The 26,553-nt window shown below is 44.4% G+C and carries 23 protein-coding genes and 1 pseudogene; 11 read left to right on the top strand and 13 right to left on the bottom strand.

Annotation, left to right across the window (positions count from 1 at the left end; translation table 11 throughout):
* The 3 genes and pseudogenes from ICN31_RS10705 to ICN31_RS07580 all read left to right on the top strand — a co-directional run.
* Positions 1-145 (top strand): annotated as a pseudogene (locus ICN31_RS10705) (5-(carboxyamino)imidazole ribonucleotide mutase); the annotation flags it as partial.
* 4 nt (positions 146-149) lie between these two features.
* Entirely contained in the window at positions 150-1,334 is a 1,185-nt protein-coding gene (locus ICN31_RS07585) for a 5-(carboxyamino)imidazole ribonucleotide synthase (protein WP_216260164.1), read from the top strand.
* 2 nt (positions 1,335-1,336) lie between these two features.
* Positions 1,337-2,431, top strand: a complete 1,095-nt coding sequence (locus tag ICN31_RS07580) for an L-threonylcarbamoyladenylate synthase (RefSeq protein WP_216260163.1) — start codon at positions 1,337-1,339, stop codon at positions 2,429-2,431.
* Here ICN31_RS07580 and dacB read toward each other — a convergent pair.
* Positions 2,377-3,951: a D-alanyl-D-alanine carboxypeptidase/D-alanyl-D-alanine-endopeptidase gene (gene dacB, locus ICN31_RS07575; RefSeq protein ID WP_216260162.1), complete on the bottom strand. Its 1,575-nt coding sequence runs from the start codon at positions 3,949-3,951 to the stop codon at positions 2,377-2,379. The two genes, ICN31_RS07580 and dacB, sit on opposite strands and share 55 nt — an antisense overlap.
* A gap of 522 nt (positions 3,952-4,473) precedes the next feature.
* On the opposite strand from dacB, the gene ICN31_RS07570 reads away from it, so the two are divergent.
* Positions 4,474-6,603, top strand: a complete 2,130-nt coding sequence (locus ICN31_RS07570; RefSeq protein ID WP_216260156.1) for an adenylate/guanylate cyclase domain-containing protein — start codon at positions 4,474-4,476, stop codon at positions 6,601-6,603.
* Positions 6,604-6,783: 180 nt separating this feature from the next.
* Here ICN31_RS07570 and ICN31_RS07565 read toward each other — a convergent pair whose 3' ends face one another.
* Positions 6,784-7,518, bottom strand: coding sequence for a recombinase RecT (locus ICN31_RS07565; RefSeq protein WP_216260155.1), 735 nt, complete (start codon positions 7,516-7,518; stop codon positions 6,784-6,786).
* Positions 7,515-8,468, bottom strand: a complete 954-nt coding sequence (locus ICN31_RS07560; RefSeq protein WP_216260154.1) for a YqaJ viral recombinase family protein — start codon at positions 8,466-8,468, stop codon at positions 7,515-7,517. Before ICN31_RS07560 ends, ICN31_RS07565 begins: the two co-directional genes overlap by 4 nt.
* Before the next feature lie 71 nt (positions 8,469-8,539).
* Here ICN31_RS07560 and ICN31_RS07555 point away from each other — a divergent pair, with 71 nt between their 5' ends.
* The 4 genes from ICN31_RS07555 to groL all read left to right on the top strand — a co-directional run bounded on the left by ICN31_RS07555 (position 8,540) and on the right by groL (position 12,178).
* Positions 8,540-8,779: a helix-turn-helix domain-containing protein gene (locus ICN31_RS07555; protein WP_370624292.1), complete on the top strand. Its 240-nt coding sequence runs from the start codon at positions 8,540-8,542 to the stop codon at positions 8,777-8,779.
* 163 nt (positions 8,780-8,942) lie between these two features.
* Positions 8,943-9,911: a hypothetical protein gene (locus ICN31_RS07550; RefSeq protein ID WP_216260152.1), complete on the top strand. Its 969-nt coding sequence runs from the start codon at positions 8,943-8,945 to the stop codon at positions 9,909-9,911.
* A 295-nt stretch (positions 9,912-10,206) separates the two neighbouring features.
* Positions 10,207-10,497, top strand: a complete 291-nt coding sequence (locus ICN31_RS07545; protein ID WP_088525309.1) for a co-chaperone GroES — start codon at positions 10,207-10,209, stop codon at positions 10,495-10,497.
* Between the two features lie 28 nt (positions 10,498-10,525).
* Complete coding sequence (gene groL / locus ICN31_RS07540) at positions 10,526-12,178, top strand: chaperonin GroEL (RefSeq protein ID WP_216260147.1); 1,653 nt, start codon at positions 10,526-10,528, stop codon at positions 12,176-12,178.
* 99 nt (positions 12,179-12,277) lie between these two features.
* On the opposite strand, the gene ICN31_RS07535 is transcribed toward groL, so the two are convergent.
* Genes ICN31_RS07535 through ICN31_RS07520 form a run of 4 tightly spaced genes read right to left on the bottom strand, consistent with a single transcriptional unit; the run spans position 12,278 to position 16,249 of the window.
* Complete coding sequence (locus ICN31_RS07535; protein ID WP_216260138.1) at positions 12,278-13,288, bottom strand: tripartite tricarboxylate transporter substrate binding protein; 1,011 nt, start codon at positions 13,286-13,288, stop codon at positions 12,278-12,280.
* 53 nt (positions 13,289-13,341) lie between these two features.
* Complete coding sequence (locus ICN31_RS07530; protein WP_216260135.1) at positions 13,342-14,709, bottom strand: NAD(P)(+) transhydrogenase (Re/Si-specific) subunit beta; 1,368 nt, start codon at positions 14,707-14,709, stop codon at positions 13,342-13,344.
* 42 nt (positions 14,710-14,751) lie between these two features.
* Positions 14,752-15,090 (bottom strand): proton-translocating transhydrogenase family protein, encoded by a 339-nt coding sequence (locus tag ICN31_RS07525; protein WP_011903634.1) that lies wholly within the window; start codon positions 15,088-15,090, stop codon positions 14,752-14,754.
* 28 nt (positions 15,091-15,118) lie between these two features.
* Complete coding sequence (locus ICN31_RS07520; protein WP_216260133.1) at positions 15,119-16,249, bottom strand: Re/Si-specific NAD(P)(+) transhydrogenase subunit alpha; 1,131 nt, start codon at positions 16,247-16,249, stop codon at positions 15,119-15,121.
* Positions 16,250-16,428: 179 nt separating this feature from the next.
* Between ICN31_RS07520 and mnmA the strand changes: the two genes are divergently transcribed.
* On the top strand, positions 16,429-17,541 hold the full coding sequence (mnmA, locus tag ICN31_RS07515) for a tRNA 2-thiouridine(34) synthase MnmA (protein WP_216260123.1): 1,113 nt from the start codon (positions 16,429-16,431) through the stop codon (positions 17,539-17,541).
* Between the two features lie 25 nt (positions 17,542-17,566).
* Here mnmA and ICN31_RS07510 read toward each other — a convergent pair whose 3' ends face one another.
* A complete protein-coding gene (locus tag ICN31_RS07510) occupies positions 17,567-18,181 on the bottom strand; it encodes a glutathione S-transferase (RefSeq protein ID WP_216260121.1) in 615 nt (204 codons plus the stop codon).
* A gap of 95 nt (positions 18,182-18,276) precedes the next feature.
* Here ICN31_RS07510 and purB point away from each other — a divergent pair, with 95 nt between their 5' ends.
* Positions 18,277-19,656, top strand: coding sequence for an adenylosuccinate lyase (purB, locus tag ICN31_RS07505; RefSeq protein ID WP_216260119.1), 1,380 nt, complete (start codon positions 18,277-18,279; stop codon positions 19,654-19,656).
* Positions 19,657-19,658: 2 nt separating this feature from the next.
* A complete protein-coding gene (locus ICN31_RS07500) occupies positions 19,659-21,014 on the top strand; it encodes a 3-deoxy-D-manno-octulosonic acid transferase (RefSeq protein WP_370624290.1) in 1,356 nt (451 codons plus the stop codon).
* Positions 21,015-21,024: 10 nt separating this feature from the next.
* On the opposite strand, the gene secF is transcribed toward ICN31_RS07500, so the two are convergent.
* From secF to queA, 5 genes are all read right to left on the bottom strand, one after another.
* Positions 21,025-21,999: a protein translocase subunit SecF gene (gene secF / locus ICN31_RS07495; RefSeq protein ID WP_216260108.1), complete on the bottom strand. Its 975-nt coding sequence runs from the start codon at positions 21,997-21,999 to the stop codon at positions 21,025-21,027.
* Between the two features lie 3 nt (positions 22,000-22,002).
* Positions 22,003-23,862: a protein translocase subunit SecD gene (gene secD, locus ICN31_RS07490; protein ID WP_216260106.1), complete on the bottom strand. Its 1,860-nt coding sequence runs from the start codon at positions 23,860-23,862 to the stop codon at positions 22,003-22,005.
* Between the two features lie 25 nt (positions 23,863-23,887).
* A complete protein-coding gene (gene yajC / locus ICN31_RS07485; RefSeq protein ID WP_087909480.1) occupies positions 23,888-24,214 on the bottom strand; it encodes a preprotein translocase subunit YajC in 327 nt (108 codons plus the stop codon).
* Positions 24,215-24,346: 132 nt separating this feature from the next.
* Positions 24,347-25,504, bottom strand: coding sequence for a tRNA guanosine(34) transglycosylase Tgt (gene tgt / locus ICN31_RS07480; protein ID WP_216260105.1), 1,158 nt, complete (start codon positions 25,502-25,504; stop codon positions 24,347-24,349).
* The gene (queA, locus tag ICN31_RS07475) at positions 25,501-26,547 is read right to left on the bottom strand and encodes a tRNA preQ1(34) S-adenosylmethionine ribosyltransferase-isomerase QueA (protein WP_216260103.1); all 1,047 of its coding nucleotides are present in this window, start codon (positions 26,545-26,547) and stop codon (positions 25,501-25,503) included. Before queA ends, tgt begins: the two co-directional genes overlap by 4 nt.
* Between the last annotated feature and the right edge of the window lie 6 nt (positions 26,548-26,553).

Genomic DNA, 26,553 nt, shown 5'->3' with positions numbered 1-26,553 from the left:
AATTGGTGAGGCTGGCGCGGCTAATGCTGCCTTGCATGTCATAGCGGGGCTCGCATTACATGATGCAGATCTTGCTAAACGTCTCGCAGAGTTTCGGGCAAAGCAATCTGACACCGCGCGCTCTATGAATTTGCCAGGATATTAATTACATGGCAGATCGTATGGAGCCCATCTTGCCGGGTTCGTATTTAGGAATATTAGGTGGCGGTCAATTAGGGCGCATGTTTACCCAGGCTGCACAAGCAATGGGTTATAAAGTTTGTGTTTTAGATCCCGGTCCCGATAGTCCGGCGGGCTCTATTGCAGAAAAGTTTATTCAGGCTGATTACACCGATCCAACCGCCTTAAAAGAGATGGCAGCATTATGCGCAGCCGTCAGTACTGAATTCGAAAATGTTCCAGCACAAGCTCTAGATAATCTGGAAGCTCTAGGGGTATTTGTAGCGCCGCGCAGTAGTTGCGTCTTGCTAGCGCAAAATCGAATTGAAGAAAAAAAATTCTTAGCTACCTGGAAGTCTGAAACCAATATTGGGCCTGCACCCTATTTTGTGATAGAGCATGATGCCGATCTTGCTCATGCCCCTACAGACCTTTTCCCTGGAATACTAAAGACTGCCCGCATGGGTTATGACGGCAAAGGTCAGGCAACCGTTCATGACGTGCAGGAGTTGGCGGCTGCTTGGAGTGAATTCGGATGCGTACCCTGCGTTTTGGAAAAGCGTATGGATCTAGATTTTGAGGTTTCTGCTTTAGTAGTGCGGGGCCATGATGACGCTGTCCTAGCTTATCCCGTGTCGCAAAATATTCATCGTGACGGTATCTTGCATACTTCTACCGTACCAGCCCCTTCACTAAAGCCTGCTCAAGAAAAAAAGATTGTTGATGCGGCAAAAGCACTGATTCGGAAGATTGATTATGTTGGCGTTCTCTGCGTTGAGTTCTTTGTACTCAAGAATGGCGACATTGTTGCCAATGAAATTGCACCTCGTCCACATAACTCTGGGCACTACACCATGGATGCTTGTGTCAGTAGCCAATTTGAGCAGCAGGTAAGAGCAATGGCTCGTTTACCTTTAGGTGATACTCGACAATTAGCCCCAGTTTCGATGTTAAATTTATTGGGTGATCTTTGGTTTGAGGGTAGTGAAGATAAAGCAAGAGAACCTGCCTGGAATAAGGTGCTCGCACATCCTGATGCAAAGTTGCATCTCTACGGTAAATCTGCTCCTCGCATCGGCAGAAAGATGGGTCATATCAACTGTTTAGGTGAAGTATTGAATGAGGCTCGCCAAAATTGTGCTGCTGTAGCCGCTGAATTAGGTATCGAGCCCTAGTAATGTCCGCCGATAGTACGCCACTGCAATCTTTTGCAGTGATTAATGAAGCAGTTCAGACATTAGGCAATGGCGGTTTGGTTGCATTTCCAACCGAGACGGTATATGGGCTAGGGGCAGATGCAAAAAATCCAGAGGCCATCAACAAAATTTTCAGCGCTAAGGGTCGACCATCCAATCATCCACTAATTGTGCATTTGGCAGCTCCCGATCAATTGGATCAAGCTCAGGTGGATTGGGTGCCAGTGTTGGCGCCTTGGGTAAGAGATTTATCGGAGGATGCGCTAAAGCTAGTCAATACCTTTTGGCCTGGCCCTCTAACCTTAGTCTTTAGAAAAGATAAGAGCGTTCTGAATGAATTAACTGGTGGGCAGGATACGGTAGCTATTCGTTCACCTGCTCATCCTATTGCCCAAGAATTATTACGTCAATTTAAAGGCGGGGTAGTAGCTCCCTCTGCAAATCGATTTGGCAAGGTATCGCCAACAAGTGCTGCCGATGTCCGAAGTGAATTCGAGGACATCCCAGGCCTATTGATTCTGGATGGTGGTGATTGTGAGGTAGGTATTGAATCGACCATCATTGATTTATCTTCTGGTGATCACGCAATCTTATTGCGACCAGGACTTATCACCCCTAGTGAGATTTTTGCTAAGACGGGTATCCGAGTCCATCTTCCTGGAGAGAGCAATGCTAGCGAGCAGGATGCTACTTTGACAAGGGTATCTGGAAGCCTGCGTGCGCATTACGCTCCAACAACCCCTTTAAGGATGTATGCATCAGGAAGGGTATTGGATGCTCTGAGCGAGTTTCCGGATATCAAATCTTGTGTAGCAGTTGCAGTATGGGATTCAGATTCTTCATTGAGCGAAGGTGGTCATCCATCTGTGCATTTTGAGGAAGTGATTGTTCCTAGTGATAGCGCTATATTTGCTAGTCGCTTATATCGTTCTTTGCGGGATCTCGATCAACAGGGCTGGGACCTCATTTTGTTTCCGGAGCCACCAGTAGGCGAGGAGTGGGATGGTGTGAGGGACCGACTTCAGCGCGCCTGTTTTGGTTCTGGACCATCTTCTAGTAGCCAAGCTAATAGTTGATCATGTGCCTCATTACCCTTCCATGCGTTAGGATGATTTATAAATGAGGTCACCGCATATAGGTTTCCTGATTTACTAATCACATAGCCAGAAATAGATTTGACATCAGCTAGTGAGCCCGTTTTCATTCTCACTTCGGGCTTTTTCCTAATATGTAAAAATTTCCGTAGCTGGGTGATTAAACGATTTTTCATAGTTCCATCTGCGCCTGCTATTGGAAGACTGTTGAAAAAAATATCTGAAGTAGGTAATTTTCTAGCGGCAACTAATAGTTCAGTGAGATGCTGCGCTGAGATGGATTCATTACGAGAGAGCCCGGACCCATTTTCAATAATCAATTCAGGGAAATCTAATTTTTGTTCTTTAAGCCAAGCTTTAACAACGATTTCACTATTAGAGATTGATGCAGGCTTACCAATTTTTTCTAGGCCAATGGTAAGAAAAAGCTGACGTGCCATGACGTTATTAGAAAATTTATTAATGTCTTGAATATCGTTATCCAATTGACTGCCATTAAAGTTTAATAGTGGACGAGCACTAATGGGGACTAACCCATCTGTTCCGGTAGGCTGTTTTATCCAGGTGCCGCCCGCTAATTCCCAGGCTGCAGTAAATCCTTTCGTGAGTAGGGTATCCGGATCAAGAGTTACAAGGTTATAAGTGGTGCTCCCACAAGACGCAGGAAAAGAGCCTGAGAATTTAGCAACTAAAGAAGGCGGACCACTCTTGGTTTGGCTAAAGTCCGGAGAAATATCAAAATTTAGATTTTTTTTCCAAGCATCACATGGCTGATTATTTAAGGATAGATCATTTTGTATGCGAAAACCTGCCAGTGCTGGAGTAACGCTAATATCAATATAGTCAGTCTGCTTGGCTTTGCTAATTTGAAATGAGAGAGTTTTGAAGGAGTACAGAAGTGCATCAGGCGCTACGTTATATGAGCGGTTAGATTCGCCATCAATAGTGTTGGTACCCATCACGCTAGTGGCATAAGCACTTCGATCAAATATCAAATTTCCATCTATTTTTTGTATTCCCAACCCTTGGAGTTGTTTCATTAGTCTCTCAAACTCTTCAGGTACTAACTTAGGATCTCCCGTACCCTGTAAATAGATATTGCCTTTTAGAACACCTTTATCAATGACACCATCAGTAAAGAGATTGGTGCGCCATTGGTATTGCGGCCCCAGTAAATCTAGCGCGCTAATTGTGGTTAATAGCTTCATGGTTGAGGCAGGGTTCATAGCCTCGGTAGCGCGCCAACTTAGATAAGGAAGTGATTGAATTGAATTTTTATTTTTTTCATTGATCCTCAAAATTGAAACGCTGAAGGAATCAAGGGGGATTTTATTTTTCTCTAAACTTACAATGACACTTTTAGGAAGCACTGTTTTTTCTGCTACTGGTTTGATTGCCTTTTCGGCAAATGAGTTTGATAGAAAAAAAGACAAAATGATTGCCAACAGGTAATGTATGCAATCTTTAGATTTTGTAATTTTTATCTTAAATTTAAGCTTCATTTTTTGATAATAACGTGGTTAATACCTAGGAGGATATTGGAATGAGCGCTAATACACCTATAGCTCAGTTGGTTAGAGCAGAGGACTCATAACCAGAGAACCTAAACTAGACCTAAAAGTCACAAAAAGAAGTCTTTTGAGACTAAAGGTTAGGTTTGGTCATGTAAGCGTTACTTTAAGTAACGCTGGGCATGCAAAAAAGTGTGTAGGCAAACCCTACATATTTTCAATGCCAACACTTGTATAGAGCCCGAGTCTAGAACTTATGGATCACCTGAAGTAAGTATGAGTAGTGGATTAAGCACCTTAGACCCTGGTCGATTCCGTCTCAGGCCACCAAGAAACACTAAAACCACCTCCGGGTGGTTTTTCCTTGGACGTCTGCTTTGGGTTGTTAGCAGTTCTTCAAAATTAATTTTATTGGCTTTATTTTTCCTATGGATCCAAATTGCTCAAAACTGCACATCGCAGTAGAATTCAACAACTACTCCAGTAGAAATATATTTTTCTGGCACCTATATTATGAGCAAAATTAAAAATTTTTCAGCCAGGTTGGAAGTCCGTAATGTCAAGTTGAGATTAAGTATTAGCGTTATCTTTTTGCTGCTAATCATCCCATTATTTATAGCATTCATATTTTATTCTTATCAAACTAATTACTCAATTTATAAAAAAAATGCGATTGATTTAGTTACTCGGGCAAATGATGAATCAATACATAATTTAATTGATTTTCTTGACCCAATTGCTGATGCTGCTAGAGTGACTTCAAGGCTAGTTGCCTCGAATCCTGAATTAATTAATCAGGATAAAATTGCTGAGCACATCATAGTTAATCTAGAAAATAATCCAAATATAGTTAGTTATTTTTTGGCATCAAAAGAAGGTTCATTTAGGCAGGTACAAAAAACAAATAAGTCAATTCCTGTTGGGGAGCGAGTTCCTCCGGATGGATCCAGATTTGTGAGCTGGGTAATTGATCGGAGTAAAAATCAAAATGCTGAATCTACTTATACTTTTTTCAGATCTTGGGGCGATGTCATTGAGAAATTCACATCTCCAACTAAGTATGATCCTAGAACTCGAAATTTTTACAAAGGCATTGTTAATAATGTTTCCGAAGGAAAGGTTGATATTCCTTTCTTAGATGATCCTTTTTTTGCAACGAGTACTAAACAGGCTGTTATAGGAACTACATACCCCATTCTTGTTAAGAATGAATTATTTGGAACCGTTACTGCTCAAGTTCAAGTAAAGACATTTGCTGATTTCCTTGAGAAAAATAAAATTAGTAAAAATAGTCAAACTATTATCTTTAATGCAGGTGGCGATATTGTTGTTCACCCAGATGTTAATTCCGGCTTTATAAAGAAAAAAGATGTTTTAGTTCCCAGAAAAGTATTGGAATTAGAAAACTCTGCCGCATCACTGGCAATGGAAATGCATGATTCCAGCAAGTTAAAGCAAATCGAACTATTTTTTGGCGATAAACAAGAGCCTTATCTTGCAATTTTCAGCTCCTTTCCTGCAGACTATATAAAGCCTTGGAGTGTTATGACTATTGTGCCTATTGGTGATTTCATGGGCGAACTAAATAGGATCAATCAAAACCTAATTTTATTTGGTGTGCTGGCATTCATGGGTATCGTATTTCTCACGTTTTATTTGTCCAAATTAATTTCTAGGCCCCTAGAGAGTCTCACTATTGAAATCCAAAATATCCTAGCTTTCAAGAGCGAGAATACTACTCTAGTTAAATCTAGTATTTATGAAATCAGCACCCTATCGAAAGCAATTAAAAGATTAAAGTCGACGATTGCTGCCTTTACTTCCTATGTACCCAGAGATTTAGTGAATGATTTACTCAATTCAGGTAAGGATATTGAGTTAGGTGGAGAGAGTAGATATTTGACAATCTTATTCTCAGATCTAAAGGATTTTTCTTCGCTCTCGGAGATCACTCCCTCTCGTGAGCTTTTATTAAGAGTTTCATCTTATCTTGAGTTGATGACTTATGCCATTAAAGAAGAGGGTGGTACAGTCGACAAGTTTATTGGTGATTCAGTGATGGCCTTTTGGGGTGCCCCTTTGCTAAATCAAAATCATGCCTATCATGCTTGTGTTGCCGCTGTGAAGGCGCAAAGAAGGATGCTTGGACTTAATGCCAAGTTGATAGCTGATAAGAAGCCGCCATTAACGGCGCGCATTGGAATTCATTCTGATGCTGTTCTTGTAGGTAACATTGGCTCATCTGAAAGATTAAGTTACACAGTAATGGGGGATGGTGTCAATATCGCTTCTCGCTTAGAGGGTATGAACAAAGAATTTGGCACCAGCATCTGTGTAAGCCATTCTTTATTTAAAGAGGCTGGCGAGCGTCTTTGTGTTAGGCCTATAGACCAGATTTTAGTTAAAGGCCGTAAGTCTGAATTGCTTATTTATGAGCTGGTCGGTATACGTGATGGAGATGCAGAAACGATGGCAACCGAGGCTGAGCAAGAACTATGCGAACTTACTACTGATGCTTTTGAGCATTACACCCAAGCTAATTATGAAAAGGCAAAGACTTTATATCAGGCTATTGTGGATAAATTTAATGATCAGCTTTCAAGGGCAATGATTGAGAAATGCCAGTTAAAGCTTAAGGTCTAAAACATATTGTTTGGATTTTTATAAGCAACTTTCCTTAAATCCATGAATTTTCTTACACATTTGCTTACACACCGACACTGACCACCCGTAGACCCCCTGTTTATATGGGTCTATCATGGGCTTCTGCTCTCATAATTCATTACCCTAATTAAATCCTTTAGCCTCAAATGATTACTAGGGCTAACCCATTGCTAGGCGCACACACTGCTGAAGTGCCCGGTGCCTTAGCATCCTTCTAGGCATCTTTTGCCAAATCTCCTTTTCACTGCGCACCTCTATTAAGTACTCTCTTACTGTAATGGGCATGATACGGTCGCGTCTATAAATTGAGCACTCAACCCACTCTGGCACACCCTCTACTAAGGTATCTGCTTGATTAAAGACTAAGCCATTAAATTGAGGGTGTTGGTTTAGTAACTTGGAGCATCCTTCAATCGTGATAAAGATTTGCCAATGCCCATCGTCATATTGGGTAAAGCCAATCTCTTCACATAGGGGATCTAAATGCAGACTTTGCATCATTCGCAAAAGGGTCAAGATAGTCTTTGCTGGAACTTCGATTTGCAGATCTACCCAAGCCTGGAGTTCTGCTTCATCAGCACCTAACCCAGCTGCTGCTCTGATGAGCTCTTTATCAATCAGATCATGAAAAAGTTCAATGGATTTACTCATGGATGACCTGGCTACTTGATCACTGGTTTTAGTATTAAAGCTCACTACCTTGGTATGGCTAATTGGATTTAGACATTCCTCAGCGCCTTCAATCAGATCTTCTTGAATATCAAACAGAGTGGTGGTATCGGCCATAGATATGCAGCCATCACTATTTACTTTAGCTGCGGCAGTTGCGACTTGTTGCCTTTCTAAAATACTTTTCAGAGTATGGGTACGTTTACCAGTGGTGCGTTTCATCATGCATCTCCTTCATTGTTTTTGTGTTCTTTAATCACCAAGCGCCGACTGTTTTGCACTGGGATCTTGTAGCTGCTAGCCAGATCAGGATGCTCAAACTCAAATCGATTGCTATCTAATCTAAAAGAGGGCTTTGGCGCCTTCCAGGTCGCCAATGTTTTTCCTTGATAAGTGAGTAGTTCTGCTTCGCCCATTTGACTCATGATGGTTTGCTTAATAGAAGAGATCTCTTCTTCTAGAAAATTGATCTCGCTATTGAGTAACTGAAATCGTTTAGTGAGCTCTAGCGTTTCCTGTTTAGCTTCTGCAGACTTTGCTGGATCTCCTTTACTAAAGAGGCTTTGGCAGTCTTTTTCGCTAATTGCTGGAGGTGGGATATCTTTTAAAACATGCTCATCCCAAAAAGTAATGGCTTTTGCAATCACCAATTCTTCGAGCGCTTGATCCCTAGCAATCTCATAGATCCTAAAATCACTATTGCCAAAGAGCACTGCTAGGTCTGTTTTATCTATCCCAGTAATAGCCATATACCAAACGCATTGACACAGATAACTCATGGGCACTTGATCAGAGCCTACTTCACCCCAGTCACTAAAACTAAAGGGGTTAGCTGTTTTGCATTCGAGGATTCTGGTTGGGGGTAGACCTTCTTCATCTTCCAAAACAAATCGATCAATGTGCGCCGACATAAAAGAGTGCTGCGGATGAAGATAGATTGATTCATCGTGAAGTAACTCAAAGCCAGTGGCGCGCGAATACTCCGATGCTACAAACTCTTCTGCATAAGACCCAAAACGAAGGGGCAGGGAATCTACCTTCTTGGTTTCTTTACCGGTCTTTTCCATCCAGACCTCCAATGGGGTTTTAAAGCGAGATAAGCCTAAGATGGCCCCAATATCAGAACCGCCTATATATTTACTACGATCTACGCTAAAATGTTGATTAATAAGCATTTTTTATCCTTTATAAACAATATTAAGTTCTTTTATTAGAACAATATATCCTATTATAGTAAGAATTTATTGTGATTACAAGTGGGCAAATCAAAGCAGCCAGGGCGCTTATTGGGATGACTGCAACAAGATTGGCTGAGTTATCCGGTGTTGCTTACACAACCGTAGTTCGTATGGAGTCCTCAGATGGCATTCCATCCGGCCAAGTGAAAACTTTGGATGCAGTACAAAAGGTTTTGGAAGAGGCTGGCATCGAATTTATTGGCTCGCCCGATGAGGGTGCTGGCGTTCGTTGGCAGCTGAAAAAATAGCTCTACAAATTTCCCTTCTAAAGCTGCCAAACTTTTTTATTTCTTTTACAATACTGTTTAGATATACAGTATTTTGTATCTCTATTAGTTAAATACTTGGCTGCATGGGCCAAGACCTACGAAAACAGTTCCCCAATCCATGTACGGGGAAGGAGCTTTAAAAATGCCAACCACTCAAAGCGCTACTAGCGCTAGCCGTAAATCCTCTGTTAGTAAATTTCAGGGGCAAACAGGCCCCAAGTCTGATGCTGGAAAAAATCGATCCCGCTTTAACGCCCTCAGGCATAGCCGCCATGCGAAAAGCAAGGTGTTGCCCTATGAGGATGAGAAGGCCTATAAAGATTTAATTAAAGCCGTCTTTAGGGATCTCAATCCTGAGGGTGCAATCGAAGAAGATTTAGCCATGCAGTTTGTGGATAGCTTCTGGCGTCGCAGCCGCATGGAAGATAAGATTCGCACAAAAAATGATGAAATATTTGGGCAGTTAGACGTCTCGATGATGGCCGCTATGCTTAATGTCCCTGAGCAATATATCGACTTCGCGCCAGATTACTTATTGAATATGAGTTTTCGCATTGGCCCAAAACAAACTGAACAAGCGCACTATGCATGGAGCCAGTATGAATCGATGGTCAGAGATTATGAGTCTGAGCAGCTTACGGATGTCCAAGAAATCTGCGCGCACTTTAGTTCCCTCTTTGAGTATGTGCAGATCTGGTTTAAAGAGCATCCTCAATTAGAATCTCTGTATACGCCGCAAAAGAAAGTGCTTCACCCTTACTGGGTAAAAGAGTCCGAGCAATTGATGAAGATTGTGGATATCGTTGGTGCTGGACTGTACTATCGAGCCCATTTTTCCAGTTGGAAAGAGCAGATTCGCAATTGGATGCAGATTTGGTATTTGTCACAAAAATCAGCCTTAAGGGAAATCGATCAATACGATTTAGTGCTGATTAAGGAGGTGCATCTATCGCAATGCATTATTGAAAAACTCATGAAGCTGCAAAAGTTCAAAACAGATGGTTTGGCATATCTGGGACGCCAACTCTTGTGGCAAGAGCAAATCATTGCAGCTAGTAAAGGCGAAGCACTTGGTATGGCGAAATTACAAAACGAAATGCCAAAAAATTAATAAAAAACAAAGGGTTATGATTTTTTAGACTATCAATTTAGCGGCTAAAAGGGCCGAGTTTTGACTAAATGAAGCTTTCTTATAAGGCAAATTGACCAGCCTTTATTAAAAGATATTTAAGACTAACCATTGAAATCTCGGGGATCAGACCTATATAATCAGCACTCCCAACACATGAGTGCTAAAAATGGCTGATTTTTAAGTAAATCGACCTTAGTCTTCGTGTGAAGAGATTATAAAGCTTTGATTTATATAGAAATTTAATTAGTTAACACTTACTAACATAGGAGAAGAGATGAATTTGCGTCCCTTACATGATCGCGTAATCATCAAGCGTTTAGATCAAGAATCAAAAACTGCTTCCGGAATCATCATTCCTGATGCTGCTGCAGAAAAGCCAGATCAAGGCGAAATTTTGGCAGTAGGCCCAGGCAAGCGCGATGACAGCGGCAAATTAAATGCACCGGATGTCAAAGTAGGCGATCGCGTGTTATTTGGTAAATATGCAGGTCAAACGGTCAAGGTCGACGGCGATGAGCTTCTCGTCATGCGCGAAGAAGACATCATGGCTGTTGTGCAGAAGTAATTTCAGTATCTAAGAGAGGAATTTAATCATGGCAGCAAAAGACGTTGTATTTGGAGATAGCGCCCGTACCAAAATGGTAGAAGGCGTGAACATTCTCGCGAACGCAGTAAAAACTACCTTGGGACCAAAAGGCCGTAACGTTGTAATAGAGCGCTCATTCGGCGGTCCAACTGTGACTAAAGATGGTGTATCCGTTGCAAAAGAAATCGAACTCAAAGACAAGTTACAGAACATGGGTGCACAGATGGTGAAGGAAGTTGCTTCCAAAACCGCTGATATCGCTGGTGACGGTACAACTACTGCTACTGTATTGGCTCAGTCTATCGTGCGCGAAGGTATGAAATATGTTGTTTCAGGCCACAACCCGATGGATCTGAAACGCGGTATTGATAAAGCTGTTACAGCTGCTATTACAGAGCTCGCAAAAATCAGCAAGCCCTGTACAACCACTAAAGAAATCGCTCAAGTTGGTTCGATTTCAGCTAATAGTGATCACAGCATTGGTCAGCGTATTGCTGAAGCAATGGAAAAAGTAGGTAAAGAAGGCGTGATTACTGTTGAAGATGGTAAGTCTTTAGAAGATGAGCTTGAAGTGGTTGAGGGTATGCAGTTTGATCGCGGTTACCTTTCTCCATACTTCATCAATCAACCTGAAAAGCAAGTTGCCGTATTGGAAAGCCCATACGTTCTCTTGTTCGATAAAAAAGTAAGCAACATTCGTGATTTGCTCCCAGTACTCGAGCAAGTTGCTAAGTCTGGCCGTCCTTTGCTGATCATTGCTGAAGATGTTGAAGGCGAAGCCTTGGCAACCTTGGTTGTGAACAACATTCGCGGCATTATCAAGACCTGTGCTGTTAAGGCTCCAGGCTTTGGCGACCGTCGTAAAGCAATGTTGGAAGACATTGCCATTTTGACTGGCGGTACAGTGATTGCTGAAGAAATTGGCCTCACTCTTGAGAAAACTACTCTTGAGCACTTAGGTCAAGCGAAGCGTATTGAAATTGGCAAAGAAAACACCATCATCATCGACGGTGCTGGCGATGCCAAAGCAATCGAAGCGCGCGTGAAGAACATTCGTGTTCAGATCGACGAAGCAACTAGCGACTACGATAAAGAAAAATTGCAAGAGCGCGTTGCCAAGTTGGCCGGCGGTGTTGCAGTGATTCGTGTAGGTGCTGCTACCGAAGTTGAGATGAAGGAGAAGAAGGCCCGTGTCGATGACGCATTGCACGCAACTCGTGCTGCAGTTGAAGAAGGTATTGTTCCTGGCGGTGGCGTAGCTTTAATACGCGCTATGCAAGGTATCAAGGGCTTAAAAGGTGATAACGCAGATCAAGATGCTGGTATCAGTATCGTGTTGCGTGCTATGGAAGAGCCACTGCGTATCATCGTTTCCAATGCTGGTGACGAAGCAAGCGTTGTTGTGAATGCGGTATTGGCTAGCAAGGGTAATAACGGTTACAACGCTGCTACTGGCGAATATGGCGACCTCGTAGCTCAAGGTGTGATTGACCCAACTAAAGTAACTAAAACTGCATTGGTAAATGCAGCTTCTGTTGCAGCCTTGTTATTGACTACCGATTGCGCAATCTGTGAAGCACCAAAAGATGACTCAGCTGGTGGTGGTATGCCCGATATGGGCGGTATGGGTGGAATGGGTGGTATGGGCGGCATGATGTAATTGCCTCACCTCTCCAGCTTCTCGCTGTAGAAATTAAAACGCCTGGTTCAAAAGACCAGGCGTTTTTTATTATTAAATCAGTGATTGATAGGGCGGGTTCTAATCCGGCTGAATCCCGCCATCCTTGATGACCTTCTTCATTTTTACTAGACCTTGTGCAATCATTTCTTTTAGATGATCTGGACCAAGCGGTACAAATTCAAATCCTTGTTGTATCAGTTGCTCACGTAGCTTTTGATCCTTGAGAGCGGTCGCTAAAGACTCGGTCAGTTTTTCAATGATGGCTGGAGACGTGCCTTTAGGCGCCAAGAGTGCGCCCCAAGTTGAGAACTCATAACCTTTAACACTCTCACTAATCGTTGGCGTATTGGGGAGGAGCGGCGAACGTGTTTTACTTGCAACCCCTAGTACTTTTAGCTTACCAGCCCGAATATGCGGGAGTACAACTGATAGAGCACTAATCATGACTGGCACTTGACCCGCCATGACATCCGTAACAGCGGCAGCAGCACCGCGATAGGGAATGTGGACAATTGGAGCGCCGGTATATTGGCGAAAAATTTCCATGCCGATATGTTGTGGGGATCCGTTGCCCCCGGAGGCATAGTCAATCTTGCCAGGTTTTTCTTTGGCAATACGAACCAAGTCTGCAGCAGTATTACCAGGGAAAGAGGGATTTGCAACCATCACAAATGTAATAGCAGCCACTTCAGAGATTGGTGTAAAACTTTGGACAGGATCGTAATCAATCTTTTTATAAAGATTAGGCAACATGGTTAGGATGCTGTCATTAAATGCGCCTAAGGTATATCCATCTGCAGAGCTCTGTGCAACCTTCGCGGTTCCAATGAGCCCTGCGCCTCCGGGAATATTTTCTATCGTGATTGCTTGACCTAAGTTCTCGCTCATTTTTTGGGTAATGGGGCGCATCAAGATATCAACGCCACTGCCAGCTTGCAAAGGCATGATTGTTTGAATGGTGCGATTAGGGTAGTTGGCTTGAGCATTAGCTAAACCAGCATACAACATGTTGCAGATGCAGAAAATAGAGGTAAGTAATAGTTGTTTGTTGTACATATTGCCTCGGTATATTGAGATTTCTTTGGGCATATCTTAGCGCAATAAAAAACCGCCCGAAGGCGGTTTGGATGACTAAATTCTTTTTAATCTACAGCCTTGACCATATCTTCAACTACTTTCTTCGCATCACCGAAGACCATCATGGTTTTATCCATGTAAAAGAGTTCATTATCAAGGCCAGCATAACCAGCGGCCATTGATCGCTTGTTGACGATGATGGTTTTTGCTTTAAATGCTTCCAAGATAGGCATACCAAAAATTGGGCTGCCTGGTGTACGCGCTGCTGGGTTTACTACGTCGTTTGCGCCAAGCACCAACACTACATCGGCTTGACCAAAGTCGCTATTGATGTCTTCCATCTCAAACACTTGGTCATATGGAACTTCAGCTTCAGCTAAGAGTACGTTCATGTGGCCAGGCATGCGACCTGCAACTGGGTGAATTGCATATTTCACAGTGACGCCATGATGAGTCAATTTTTCAGTTAACTCTTTCAGAGCATGCTGAGCACGGGCAACTGCCAGACCATAACCCGGAACAATGATGACGGTGTCTGCGTTGGTCATCAAGAAAGCCGCATCTTCTGGCGATCCTGTTTTGTAGTTCTTTGGGCCACCATCATCGTCACCGCCTGCAACAGCCTCAGCACCGAAGCCACCGAGCAATACTGCAACGATAGAGCGGTTCATTGCCTTACACATGATGTAAGAGAGAATTGCACCTGAAGACCCTACGCAAGCGCCAGCAATAATCAATACAGGGTTGTTCAAGGTAAAGCCAATACCTGCCGCTGCCCAACCAGAATAGCTATTGAGCATAGATACCACCACCGGCATATCAGCACCGCCGATTGGGATGATCAAAGTCACACCCAATACCAAGGCAATTGCGCACATAGCTAAGAAGGCTGCGTGGCTGTCACCCATGTAATAAGCAACGCCTGCGCCAACCATTGAAATCGCTAAGATCAAGTTGAGCAAGTGCTGGCCAGAGAAAGTGACTGGCTTACCACTGACCTTGCCTGATAGCTTACCGAAAGCAATCACAGAAGCAGTAAAGGTAATCGCACCAATAAATGCGCCAATAAAGAGTTCAATCTTTTGCGCGCCAGTATGGTCTTGCGCAGGATTAAATACGGCAGCAATGGCAATCAATACAGCCGACAAACCTACAAATGAGTGCATCAAGGCCACGAGCTCAGGCATCTTGGTCATTTGTACTCGTTTAGCAGCAATTACACCGATAATTGCGCCACCAACAATTGCAGCAATGATCAGAGAAAAGACTGGCTTAAAGTCAGGAATCAGGAAAGTCGTAATGACAGCAAGTAGCATGCCAACCATGCCGAAAGTGTTACCTTGGCGTGAGGTAGTTGGTGAGGAAAGTCCACGCAAGGCGAGGATAAACAACACCGATGAAATGAGATAGGAAATTGCAGTTATGTTTAACATTATTTGGTCTCTTTAAATCTCTATGTAGATCTTGTTCTAGTTTTATTTAGTTCCAGCCGCATCCGCTTTAGGAGCTTTCTTCTTGAACATCTCCAGCATGCGACGAGTGACCATAAAGCCACCAAAAATATTGATGGAAGCCAGGAATACTGCAACCGCACCAATGATGCTGGTGAGGGTGATTTCATCGCCACCGATAACTTCAGTTTGTAGAAGTGCGCCAACAATGATGATTCCAGAGATAGCGTTAGTAACAGCCATTAATGGAGTGTGCAATGCAGGGGTAACGTTCCAAACTACGTGGTAGCCAACAAAAATAGCCAACACAAACACAGTGATGTTTTGGACTGTGAGGATGCTTTGAAAGGCAGCGAGATCCATGATATTTCCTTAGTCTAAATTTCTGATATTAGTTTTTACGGACGGCTTGACCATCACGACACATTAAGCAGGCGGTCACGATATCGTCATCAGCAGGGATCACGAGTTTCGCATCTTTATCAACAATCAATTTCATGAAGTCGATTAAGTTACGTGCGTAGAGTGCTGATGCATCTGCTGCAACCATACTTGCAAGATTGGTGTAACCAACAATCTTGACACCATTGACTTGAACAATTTTGTCAGCTTGTGTGAGTGGGCAGTTGCCAGAACCGTTATCACCACGACCAGCAGCAATATCAATCACGATAGAGCCTGGTTTCATCTTGGCAACGGTATCACTATGTAAGAGAACTGGCGGCTTACGTCCTGGAATCAAGGCAGTAGTAATCACAATGTCAGCTTGCTGGGCACGTTCAGCAACCAAGGCTGCTTGACGTTTCATCCAAGCTTCTGGCATAGGGCGGGCATAGCCACCAACGCCTTTAGCAATCTCACGCTCTTCATCTGTTTCATAAGGAACATCAACAAACTTAGCGCCCAAAGATTCAATTTGTTCTTTAGCTGCAGGACGTACATCTGATGCCTCAATCACGGCACCTAAACGTTTAGCGGTTGCGATAGCTTGTAAGCCAGCAACACCAGCTCCCAAAATTAATACTCGTGCAGCTTTCACAGTACCTGCAGCCGTCATGAGCATTGGCATGAAACGTTGATATTCATTAGCAGCAATCATGACGGACTTGTAACCAGCAATATTTGCTTGTGAAGATAAGACGTCCATGCTCTGGGCCCGCGTAGTTCGTGGCGCAGCTTCTAATGAAAATGCGGTTACACCTTGCGCAGCCATTGCAGCAATATTGTCGTTATCAAACGGATCAAGCATGCCAATTAATACGCTACCAGATTTAATCTGTTTGAGTTCAGCAGCCTCAGGAGCGCGCACCTTCAAAATAATCTCTGCTCCAAATGCATCAGTAGCGCTACCAATAGTGGCGCCTACTGCTTCATATGCAGAGTCTGGCTGACTAGCTTGCACACCAGCGTCTTTTTGAATGACGACGGAATGACCTTGGCTGATCAGTTTTTTTACGGTTTCTGGTGTTGCGGCTACTCGAGTTTCCTCAGGCCTTGTTTCCAGCGGCACTCCTATGCGCATGGCATGTCTCCAAAAGCAAAATTTTTAAAAGTCTATTTTATAGATAAACAGGCTAGGTTTTACCTATTTACTGAGTCCCCAGGTCTGCCGGCTATGGTTTTGCCTAAAATCATGCGAAGTCTGGTTGAGACTTCTACAATGGGGTTTATCTGTCTACAAAGTATTTTCGCATTTTTTTGATGAGCCGGCCTAATTCTCCCGTATCCCCCCCTAAAAAGCCTAAGAAAGTCGTTATTGGCATGTCTGGAGGGGTAGATTCGTCCGTGGCAGCCTGGATGCTCAAAGAGCAGGGTTATGAGGTTATCGGCCTGTTTATGAAAAATTGGGAAGACGACGATAGCGAAGAATATTGCTCTGCCCGCCAGGATTGGCTTGATGTCGTCTCAGTGGCCGATATGATTGGAATCGATGTCGAGGCAGTCAATTTTGCTGCCGAATACCGTGAACGGGTATTTGCTGAGTTTTTGCGTGAATACGCTGCTGGGCGAACTCCCAATCCTGATGTTCTCTGTAACGCTGAAATTAAATTCAAAGCTTTTTTAGACCATGCCATGAGTTTGGGTGCTGATGCTATTGCTACGGGGCACTATTCCAGAGTGCGCCATGAGGCCGGCAAAGTTCAATTATTAAAAGCTGTTGATGCGAGCAAAGACCAAAGTTATTTTTTGCATCGCTTAACGCAACAACAATTAGCAAATGTTTTATTTCCATTAGGGGATATTCCGAAAACAGAAGTGCGCACCATTGCTGAAAAAATTGGTTTACACAATGCACGCAAAAAAGATAGCACCGGAATTTGTTTTATTGGCGAGCGCCCATTTCGAGAATTCTTAAACCGTTATTTGCCGCGTACACCCGGGCCAATTAAAACCCCTGATGGCAAGATTGTTGGAGAGCATATAGGCTTGGCTTTTTTCACCTTAGGGCAGCGTAAAGGGATTGGTTTGGGCGGTAGTCAAGATGGTAATGGTGACGCTTGGTATGTGGCGCGTAAGGATATGGCAAATAACACTCTATATGTAGCTCAGGGTCATGAACATCCTTGGCTCTTGGCTAATAGGCTAGAGGCTATCGATGCCAGTTGGATTGCAGGATCTGCGCCTAGCGCTGGAAACTACTCTGCTAAGACGCGTTATCGCCAAGCTGATTCAGCATGTGTATTAAATACAAGTGACGTACCTTTGAATTTCAGTTTGAGTTTTCTAGAAGCACAATGGGCAGTAACGCCAGGACAATCTGCTGTTTTATATGACGGCGATATTTGTTTGGGCGGCGGAATTATTTCCGCCTAATCCCAATAAGCACTTGAAAACTGATTTACGCTGCTGGCGGTTCAGTTTCAGCAAAAGAGGGTCGCTGTAATAGCTTTTGGTAGAGGCGATCTAAGTTTGGATATTGCGCTTGCCATTTCACATCTGGGAAACGAAGTAGCAACCAACCAAGTGCACAACCTGTTGCAATATCAGCAAGCGTGATTTGGTTGCCGTGACACCAGGCATTTTCACCCAAGACCTCTGACATTTGACGCAGAGAATTTTGAATCTTGCCCATTTGGCGATCAACCCAAGCTGTGCTCTGTTGTTCTGCTGGGCGCCAAGTGCGCTCGAGACGGGCCAAAATACCGGCATCCATGATTCCGTCGGCCAGAGCTTCCCAGGTTTTCACGCTTGCGCGCTCACGGCTATCAGCCGGAATGAGCCTGCTCACTGGGCTTAAGGCATCAGCATATTCAGCGATGACGCGCGAGTCGTAGATTGCCTCGCCATCGTCGAGAATGAGGCAGGGAACCTTGCCTAAGGGGTTAGAAATGGCTATTTTTGTGTCTGCCGCCCAAACGTTCTCCAATTCAAGGTCAACATCGACCTTTTTCTCTGAAAAAACGATGCGTACTTTACGAACATAGGGGCTGGTAAGGGATCCGATTATTTTCATAGGGCACAGTATAGCCATCCTGATAGGGGCGTGCTTGAGCTCGGAACGCATTAAAATGGGCTTTTATCGACGTTTTCATTGCAAAGGCCATATTCGTGAGTCAGCCGCTTTCTACCCTCAATGCCCTTTCCCCCTTGGATGGCCGTTATGCCAGCAAGCTTGATGCTCTACGTCCTTGGCTTTCTGAAGCAGCTTTTATGCGCCAGCGGGTGTTTGTGGAAATTCATTGGTTACTGGCCTTGGCAGCTGCTGGTCTTCCTGATGTACCAAAAATTAATTCAGCCGATGAAGCTTTCTTACTTTCACTGCCACAAAATTTTTCCGATGCAGATGCCCAGCGCATTAAAGACATCGAAGCTGTCACTAATCATGATGTCAAAGCAGTTGAGTATTTCTTAAAAGAAAAAGTAGCAGCGCGCCCCGATCTCTTAAAAGCCAGTGAATTCATTCACTTTGCTTGTACTTCTGAAGATATCAACAATACTTCGCATGGTTTGATGTTGCGCGGTGCGCGTGATGAAGTGCTCTTACCGCAACTACGAAAAGTACTTTCTGTATTAACCGAGCTTGCGCTTGAAAATGCCAAGGTACCCTTGCTATCGCGTACACATGGTCAGCCTGCTTCACCAAGCACGCTTGGTAAAGAAATTGCCAACATCGCAAAACGTTTAGAGCGTGCAATTGATTCAATTGCTGCGGTTCCATTGCTGGGCAAGATGAATGGCGCAGTGGGTAATTACAATGCGCATTTATCTGCATACCCAGATTTTGATTGGGAAAACTTCTCCAAGAATGTAGTTGAGACACGCCTTGGTTTAACTTTCAATCCTTACACCATTCAGATTGAGCCGCATGATGGTATGGCGCAGTTGTTCGATGCGATTGCTCGTGCCAACACCATCCTATTGGATATGGATCGAGATTTCTGGGCTTATATTTCTGTGGGCTATTTTAAGCAGCGCACTAAAGCTGGTGAGATTGGTTCATCGACAATGCCACATAAAGTGAACCCGATTGATTTTGAGAACTCGGAAGGTAACCTAGGGGTTGCAAATGCATTGCTCCGCCACCTTGCAGAAAAGTTACCAATCTCTCGTTGGCAGCGCGATCTCACTGATTCAACAGTCTTGCGTAATTTGGGCCCAGCATTTGGTCATAGCGTATTAGCTTATGACAGCGCTTTACGGGGCCTTGGTAAGTTAGAAGTAAATCATGCCGCGATTGCTGCAGATTTAGATTCGTGTTGGGAGGTATTGGCTGAGCCAGTACAAACCGTTATGCGTCGCTACGGTATTGAGAATCCTTACGAGCAGTTGAAAGAATTAACTCGTGGCAAAGGAATTAATCAGGCGGATTTACAAAACTTCATCCGTGGCTTGAAGATTCCAGAAGATGCTAAATCACGTTTGCTTGAAATGACGCCCTCTTCTTATTTAGGCAAGGCGGTTGAATTGACCGAACGTCTCAAAAAGTGAGTGTGAACTCTAATGCAGAGTATGGGGCACGCCCCCTAGTCTGGTTTGCTGTTTATCAATTGCTATGGCATCTCTTGTTGCCATTCGCGTTTGTACGCCTAGTATGGCGCGCTCGCCATACTTTTGCATACCTGCACCATATCCCAGAGCGCCTCGGTTTTGGATATGACAAACCGATTACTCAAGGGTCTATTTGGATTCATGCAGTATCCGTTGGTGAGACGCGCGCCGCCCAGCCATTAGTTGAAGCTTATCTTGCACGGGGCGAAACTATTTTGCTCACGCATATGACTTTGAATGGTCGTCGTACAGGCAAACAATTATTTGCTAAGCAAATTACCTCTGGCCAGATAAGGCAAGTGTATTTACCTTATGACCTGTGCTGGTCAGTTGAACATTTTCTGAATACCTTTAAGCCGAAGCGTGGCCTCTTTATGGAAACTGAAGCATGGCCAACAGTTGTTTTCCGTTGTGCAGAACTTGGCTTACCTTTGTTTCTAGTCAATGCGCGTCTTTCAGAAAGAAGTGCTCGTCGTGTAAGCCGATTTGGTAAAGCAGGCCGCTCATTATTTCAGGCCTTTGCAGGCATCTTGGCGCAGACGGATTTTGACGCACAGCGTTACCGCAGTCTTGGTATTAAAAATATCTGCATCGTTGGTAATCTCAAGTTTGATGTAGCTCTCGATGAACAGCTAGTGCATCAAGGCAGGCTATGGCAACAGGAGTTACATGCTCAACAGCGCTTGATGGTTTGTGCGGCCAGCACGCGTAATGGTGAAGAGGCCATCATTTTGAAGGCTTGGAAGGATTTGTTATTGAGCAATACTTTCGAGACCACACCATTACTCTGCTTAGTGCCCCGTCACCCCGAAAGATTTACAGAAGTTGCTGATGCCATTCATTCGGCTGGCTTGAAGTTTTGTCGTCGCAGTGAGTGGCCCGGCACTCCAAGAGATTGCAGTGGCTTGGATGTCGTTTTGGGTGACTCTATGGGTGAAATGCCAATGTATTACAGTGCTACTGATTTAGTGGTGATGGGTGGCAGCCTCTTGCCGTTTGGTGGTCAAAACTTGATAGAGGCTTGCGCAGCTGGCTGCCCAGTTTTGTTGGGCGCTTACACCTATAACTTTCAGCAAGCTTCCCTAGACGCCATTCAAGCCGGCGCCACTAAGCGTATCGAAGGCGATTTATCGCTGGGTGATTCAATCGCTTTGATGGAGGCCCTGAAGGCTTTGCTCTTGAATCCTGCTGAGCTTAGCAAGATGAGTGATGCCGCAAAAACTTACTCAATTGAACATCAAGGCGCAACTGGGCGAATATTGGCTGCCCTTGATCAAAAAACCTTTTCTTTGCCTTAAGTCAGAATACTTAAACCTGTGCCCCAAAATTAGGGTCATCATTTCGGGCATTGTCATCCGGTTTTTTATCGCCCTTCGCTAAATCTTCGCGTGTTACTCCAAGCCACATCGCTAAGGCCGCTGCTACGAATACTGAAGAGTAAATACCAAACAAAATACCAATGGTCAGCGCTAGGGCAAAGTAAAACAGGGTTGGGCCACCAAAGATAAGCATCGCTAGAACCATCATCTCAGTACTGCCGTGAGTAATCACAGTGCGGCTGATTGTGCTGGTAATTGCATTATCGATAATCTCGCGGGTGTCCATCTTGCGATATTTGCGAAAGTTTTCACGAATACGGTCAAAGATCACCACAGATTCATTGACGGAGTAACCCAGAACGGCAAGTACTGCTGCTAAGACAGAGAGTGAGAACTCCCATTGGAAGAAAGCGAAGAAACCTAAGATGATCACGATGTCATGTAAGTTGGCGATGATTCCAGCTAGGGCAAACTTCCACTCAAAGCGGAAGGAGAGGTAAATCACAATACCAATAATCACAAAGATTAAGGCCTTCAAGCCATCCAAAGCCAGTTCTTCACCCACTTGAGGGCCAACGAACTCTACACGCTGCAATTTAGCGCCAGTACTTACTGGCTCAAGCGCTTGCATTACAGCCGCACTTTGGTCTGCAGAGGAAATGAGTTTGCCTTCGGTATCTTTTTGTAAGGGCAGGCGAATCATGATGTCACGTGAGCTACCAAAGTTCTGTATTTGCGTATCTGTATAGCCTAACTTCTCAACCTTGGCGCGAATAGAGTCTAGTGGAGCGGTTTGAGGGTAGCTCACCTCCATAACGGTGCCACCAGTAAATTCAATCGAGAGGTGAAGGCCGTTCTGCCATAAGAAGAAGACAGCCGCTAAAAAAGTAATTAAAGAAATCGCATTGAGCACCAATGCATGGCGCATGAAGGGGATATCTTTTTTAATCCGGAAAAATTCCATGGCTTATTTCTCCTGTGGGCGCCAAACTTGGCCGATAGCAAGTTTTTGAACCTTCTTGTGTCTGCCATACCAGAGATTAACAAGACCGCGTGAGAAGAAGACGGCTGAGAACATGGAAGTTAAAATACCTAAGCAGTGAACCACCGCAAAGCCTTTAATGGGACCGGAGCCAAATGCTAAGAGGGCTAGACCCGCAATTAAGGTAGTCACGTTGGAATCCAAAATAGTTGCCCATGCTTTATCAAAGCCAACGGCAATGGCAGTTTGTGGTGCGGCTCCACTACGTAATTCTTCACGAATACGTTCATTAATTAAAACGTTTGAGTCAATCGCCATGCCGAGTGCTAGGGCCATCGCAGCGATGCCTGGCAAAGTAAGGGTGGCTTGCAGCATCGACAGCACAGAGATCAGTAGGAGCAAGTTCACTGCCAACGCAATGACTGAGAATGTGCCAAACAGCAAGTAGTAACCGATCATAAAAATAGCAATTGCGCCAAAGCCGATTAAGAGAGATTTAAATCCCTTTTCAATATTTTCTGCACCCAGGCTTGGTCCAATCGTACGCTCTTCAATGATTTCCATTGGTGCGGCGAGAGAGCCGGCACGAAGCAAAAGCGCTAAGTCATTTGCGCTTGCAGTAGTTGGCTGACCTGTAATCTGGAACTTTGAGCCAAATTCGCCTTGTATGGTGGCAATGGTGAGAACTTCCCCTTTTCCTTTTTCAAAGAGAATCATGCCCATTGGCTTGCCCAAGTTCTCGCGAGTGACCTCTTGCATCACCCGACCACCAGCAGCATCAAGAGAGATATTTACAGCAGGACGTTGATTTTGATCAAAGCCAGCACTCGCGTCAGTAATGCGATCGCCGCTGAAAATGACTGACTTCTTAAAGACGCCTAAGCGGTTTTCTCCAAAGCGGAAGGTATCCGTGCCTGGAGGTGGGGTTTCACCAAGACCGATGGTAGAGACCGATGGATCTGCTAGACGGGATTCTAGTGTTGCTGTGCGACCAATAATATCTTTGGCACGAGCAGTATCTTGAACGCCTGGTAACTGCACCACGATGCGCTCAGCACCTTGTTGTTGAATGACAGGCTCTTTAACAGCCAACTCATTCACGCGTTTATTTAAGGTGATGATGTTTTGTTTAACCGCGCTATCTTGCACCTCTTTTAATGCCGTTGGCTTAAATTCACCAACTAACTTTGGCGACAGACCAGCAGGTTTTACTTGCCAAATGAGATCCGGTTGAGCGGAGAGTAAAACTGTACGAGCAGCATCAGCATCAGTAGTACTGCCAAAATTAATGGTGATGCTATCAGCACCACGTTCAATACCCTGATGACGAATATTCTTATCACGCAATTGACTGCGAATATCGGTTGCTAAAGAAGTTACCTTCTTTTGTACTGCGCCTTTCATGTCTACCTGTAGGAGGAAATACACGCCACCTCGCAAGTCAAGACCCAAAGGCATTGGTAGAGCATTGATCGCACTTAACCAACCTGGAGTATTGGATAAGAGATTTAGTGCAACTGTGAAATTAGGATCATTTTGATCAAGATTGATTTTTTGCTGCAGGAGATCGCGAGCGCGCAGTTGGATGTCTGTATTGTTGAAGCGAATTTTGATGGAGCCTACATTTGTAGCATTCTCAAAGAAAATCCCAGTGTTACTGATATCGGCATCAGACAAAATCTTTTCAACGCGAGCTTGTGTCGCCAAATCAACCTTAATGGTTGGTTTGGCGGAAGAGATCTGAACCGCTGGAGCCTCACCATAGAAATTGGGTAATGAATATAGCCCGCCGATCATTAAGGCAAAGGCGATTACTAGATATTTCCAGAGAGGGTAGCGATTCATATCGAGATACTTTTAAACAAGCGTATTAAGCAGACTTTAATGTGCCTTTTGGCAATACATTAGTGATGGCACCTTTTTGTAATTGGACTTCAGTGCCGGCGGAAATTTCAACAGTAACTACTGCGTCTTTTAACGCAGTTACTTTGCCCATGATGCCGCCTACTGTAACCACTTCATCGCCAACTGCTAAAGCTTCAAGCATGGCTTTAGTTTCTTTTTGACGCTTCATTTGTGGGCGAATCATGATGAAGTACAACACTGCAAACATCAAAACCAATGGTAGGAAGCTCATCAAGCCACCAGAATCTGGACCCGCAGCTGGAGCTTGGGCAAAAGCGTTACTAATCCACATATAAAACCTCCGTTAAAGACTATTTGAAAACCGCTTCACTTTTAGACTTTTAAGTAAAGCCGTAAACCCGCAATTCTAAACTGTGTGGGGCTTTGGAGGTGATTCGGAGGGGTATAGGCCTCCGTAGGGCTATTAATCCTGCCCAGGCTCAACACCACGCTGGCGATTCTGGTGAAATTCCTCACGATAGGCACTAAAGCGGTCTTTACTCAAGGCCTCTCGCACTTCAGTCATGAGCTGGAGGTAGTAAGACAGGTTGTGGATGGTATTGAGCTGGGATCCGAGGATCTCATTCGCCTTTTGGAGGTGATTTAAGTAGGACCTGGTGAAATTTTGGCAGGTATAGCAGACACAGCTAGGGTCTAGCGGCCGATCATCGTCTTTGTACCCAGAATTCCGCAATTTGAGATCACCAAAGCGGGTGAACAGCCATCCATTGCGAGCATTGCGAGTAGGCATTACGCAATCAAACATGTCAATGCCCAGGCTGACGCCCAACATCAGATCTTCAGGGGTGCCTACTCCCATGAGGTAGTGCGGCATATGCTCTGGTAACTTAGGGGCCGTGAAATTCAAAATACGCTCAAACTCTGGTTTGGGCTCGCCAACCGATAAGCCTCCAATGGCAATGCCATCAAAGCCCTGTTGGCTGACCGCATCTAAAGAAAATTCTCTGAGATTCTCAAACATGCCACCCTGAACGATGCCAAATAGACCGTTGCCAGTGTTGAGTTCCCGAAAGCGCTTGAGTGAACGATCACCCCAGCGAAGCGACATCTCGAGGGATGCACGAGCAGTTTTTTCTGAAGTAGGTTGGCCTTTGATTTCATAAGGAGTGCATTCATCAAATTGCATGGCGATATCACTGTTCAATACCGCCTGGATTTCCATGGACACTTCTGGCGACATAAAAAGTTTGTCACCATTAATCGGTGATGCAAAAGTCACACCTTCTTCAGAGATTTTGCGGAGTGCTCCCAAACTAAATACCTGAAAGCCGCCAGAATCAGTCAGTATGGGTTTGTCCCAAGCCATGAAGCGATGTAGTCCACCATGTTTTTTGATCACATCTAAACCAGGGCGCAACCAAAGATGAAAAGTGTTGCCTAAAATAATCTGCGCTTTTGCTTCATTAAGATCGCGTGGCGTCATTGCCTTCACAGTACCGTAAGTTCCGACTGGCATAAAGATTGGTGTTTGCACGCTGCCGTGTGGAAGATCAAGCTGACCAAGGCGAGCAGGGCTTTGCGAGTCGCGCGCCAAAATATTAAAGTGAACAGGTTTGGTCATGAATTTAGATTCTCAAGTCGGCTTAGAAACATCGCATCTCCGTAACTAAAGAAACGATACTTTTGATCAATGGCATGTTGGTAAGCGGCGCGAATATTGCCCATGCCTGCAAAAGCACTCACCAACATCAATAGGGTAGATTTTGGCAGATGAAAGTTTGTCAACAAACAATCCACTGTTTTGAACTCAAAGCCTGGGGTGATAAAGAGGTTGGTCTCGCCGCTGCTTTTCTGGTTCAGGGCCTGGCTCTCCAGAGCCCTCAGGCTGGTGGTGCCGACGGCGATAATTCTCCCACCTTGTTGTTTGGTTTTCTCAATCGCTTGCAAAGTTTCTTGTGGAATAGAGAACCACTCATGATGCATTTTGTGTTTTGTGAGATCTTCTTCGCGAACTGGGGTAAAGGTTCCTGCCCCGACATGAAGTGTGATTGATGCTACATGCGCCCCTAAGTCTTTTAATTGCTGCAAAATTTTTTCATCAAAGTGAAGTCCTGCGGTAGGTGCTGCCACAGCGCCTGGATTTTTTGCTACTACAGTTTGGTAGCGCTGTGCGTCCTCACTATCGGGTTGATGTTCAATATAAGGTGGGAGTGGCAACTCACCGAAGCGCTCGAGCAACTCAAATATATTTTCTGGGAAGCGTACTTCGTAAAAGCGGCCATCATATCCAATCATTTCCACTGGGAAAGTTTCTCCAGATTGGTTGTGTATATGAACAATCGAGCCAGTCTTAGGAACCTTGGATGCCCTAATTTGAACCCAAGCTTGCATATCTCCAGTAATTCGTTCGATGAGTAGCTCGATAATTCCACCTGTCTCTTTTTTGCCATGGAGACGGGCTGGGATTACCTTGGTGTCATTGAACACCAATAAATCACCTGGCTTGATAATGCTTAGGATGTCCTTAAACTGACGATCTATTAGCTGGGCGTGATTTCCCCTCTCAGCCTTGACCTCGAGGAGGCGGCTATCGGTTCTATTTGCCAAAGGGTGTTGGGCAATTAGATCGGCAGGAAGTTCGTAATTGAAGTCAGAAAGTTGCATAGCATT

This window comes from Polynucleobacter sp. UB-Piko-W3 (assembly GCF_018881635.1).
In the GTDB taxonomy this organism is placed as follows: Bacteria; Pseudomonadota; Gammaproteobacteria; order Burkholderiales; family Burkholderiaceae; genus Polynucleobacter.
Note: the sequence above shows the minus strand (reverse complement) of the source record. Positions and strands in the feature narration are given on the sequence as shown.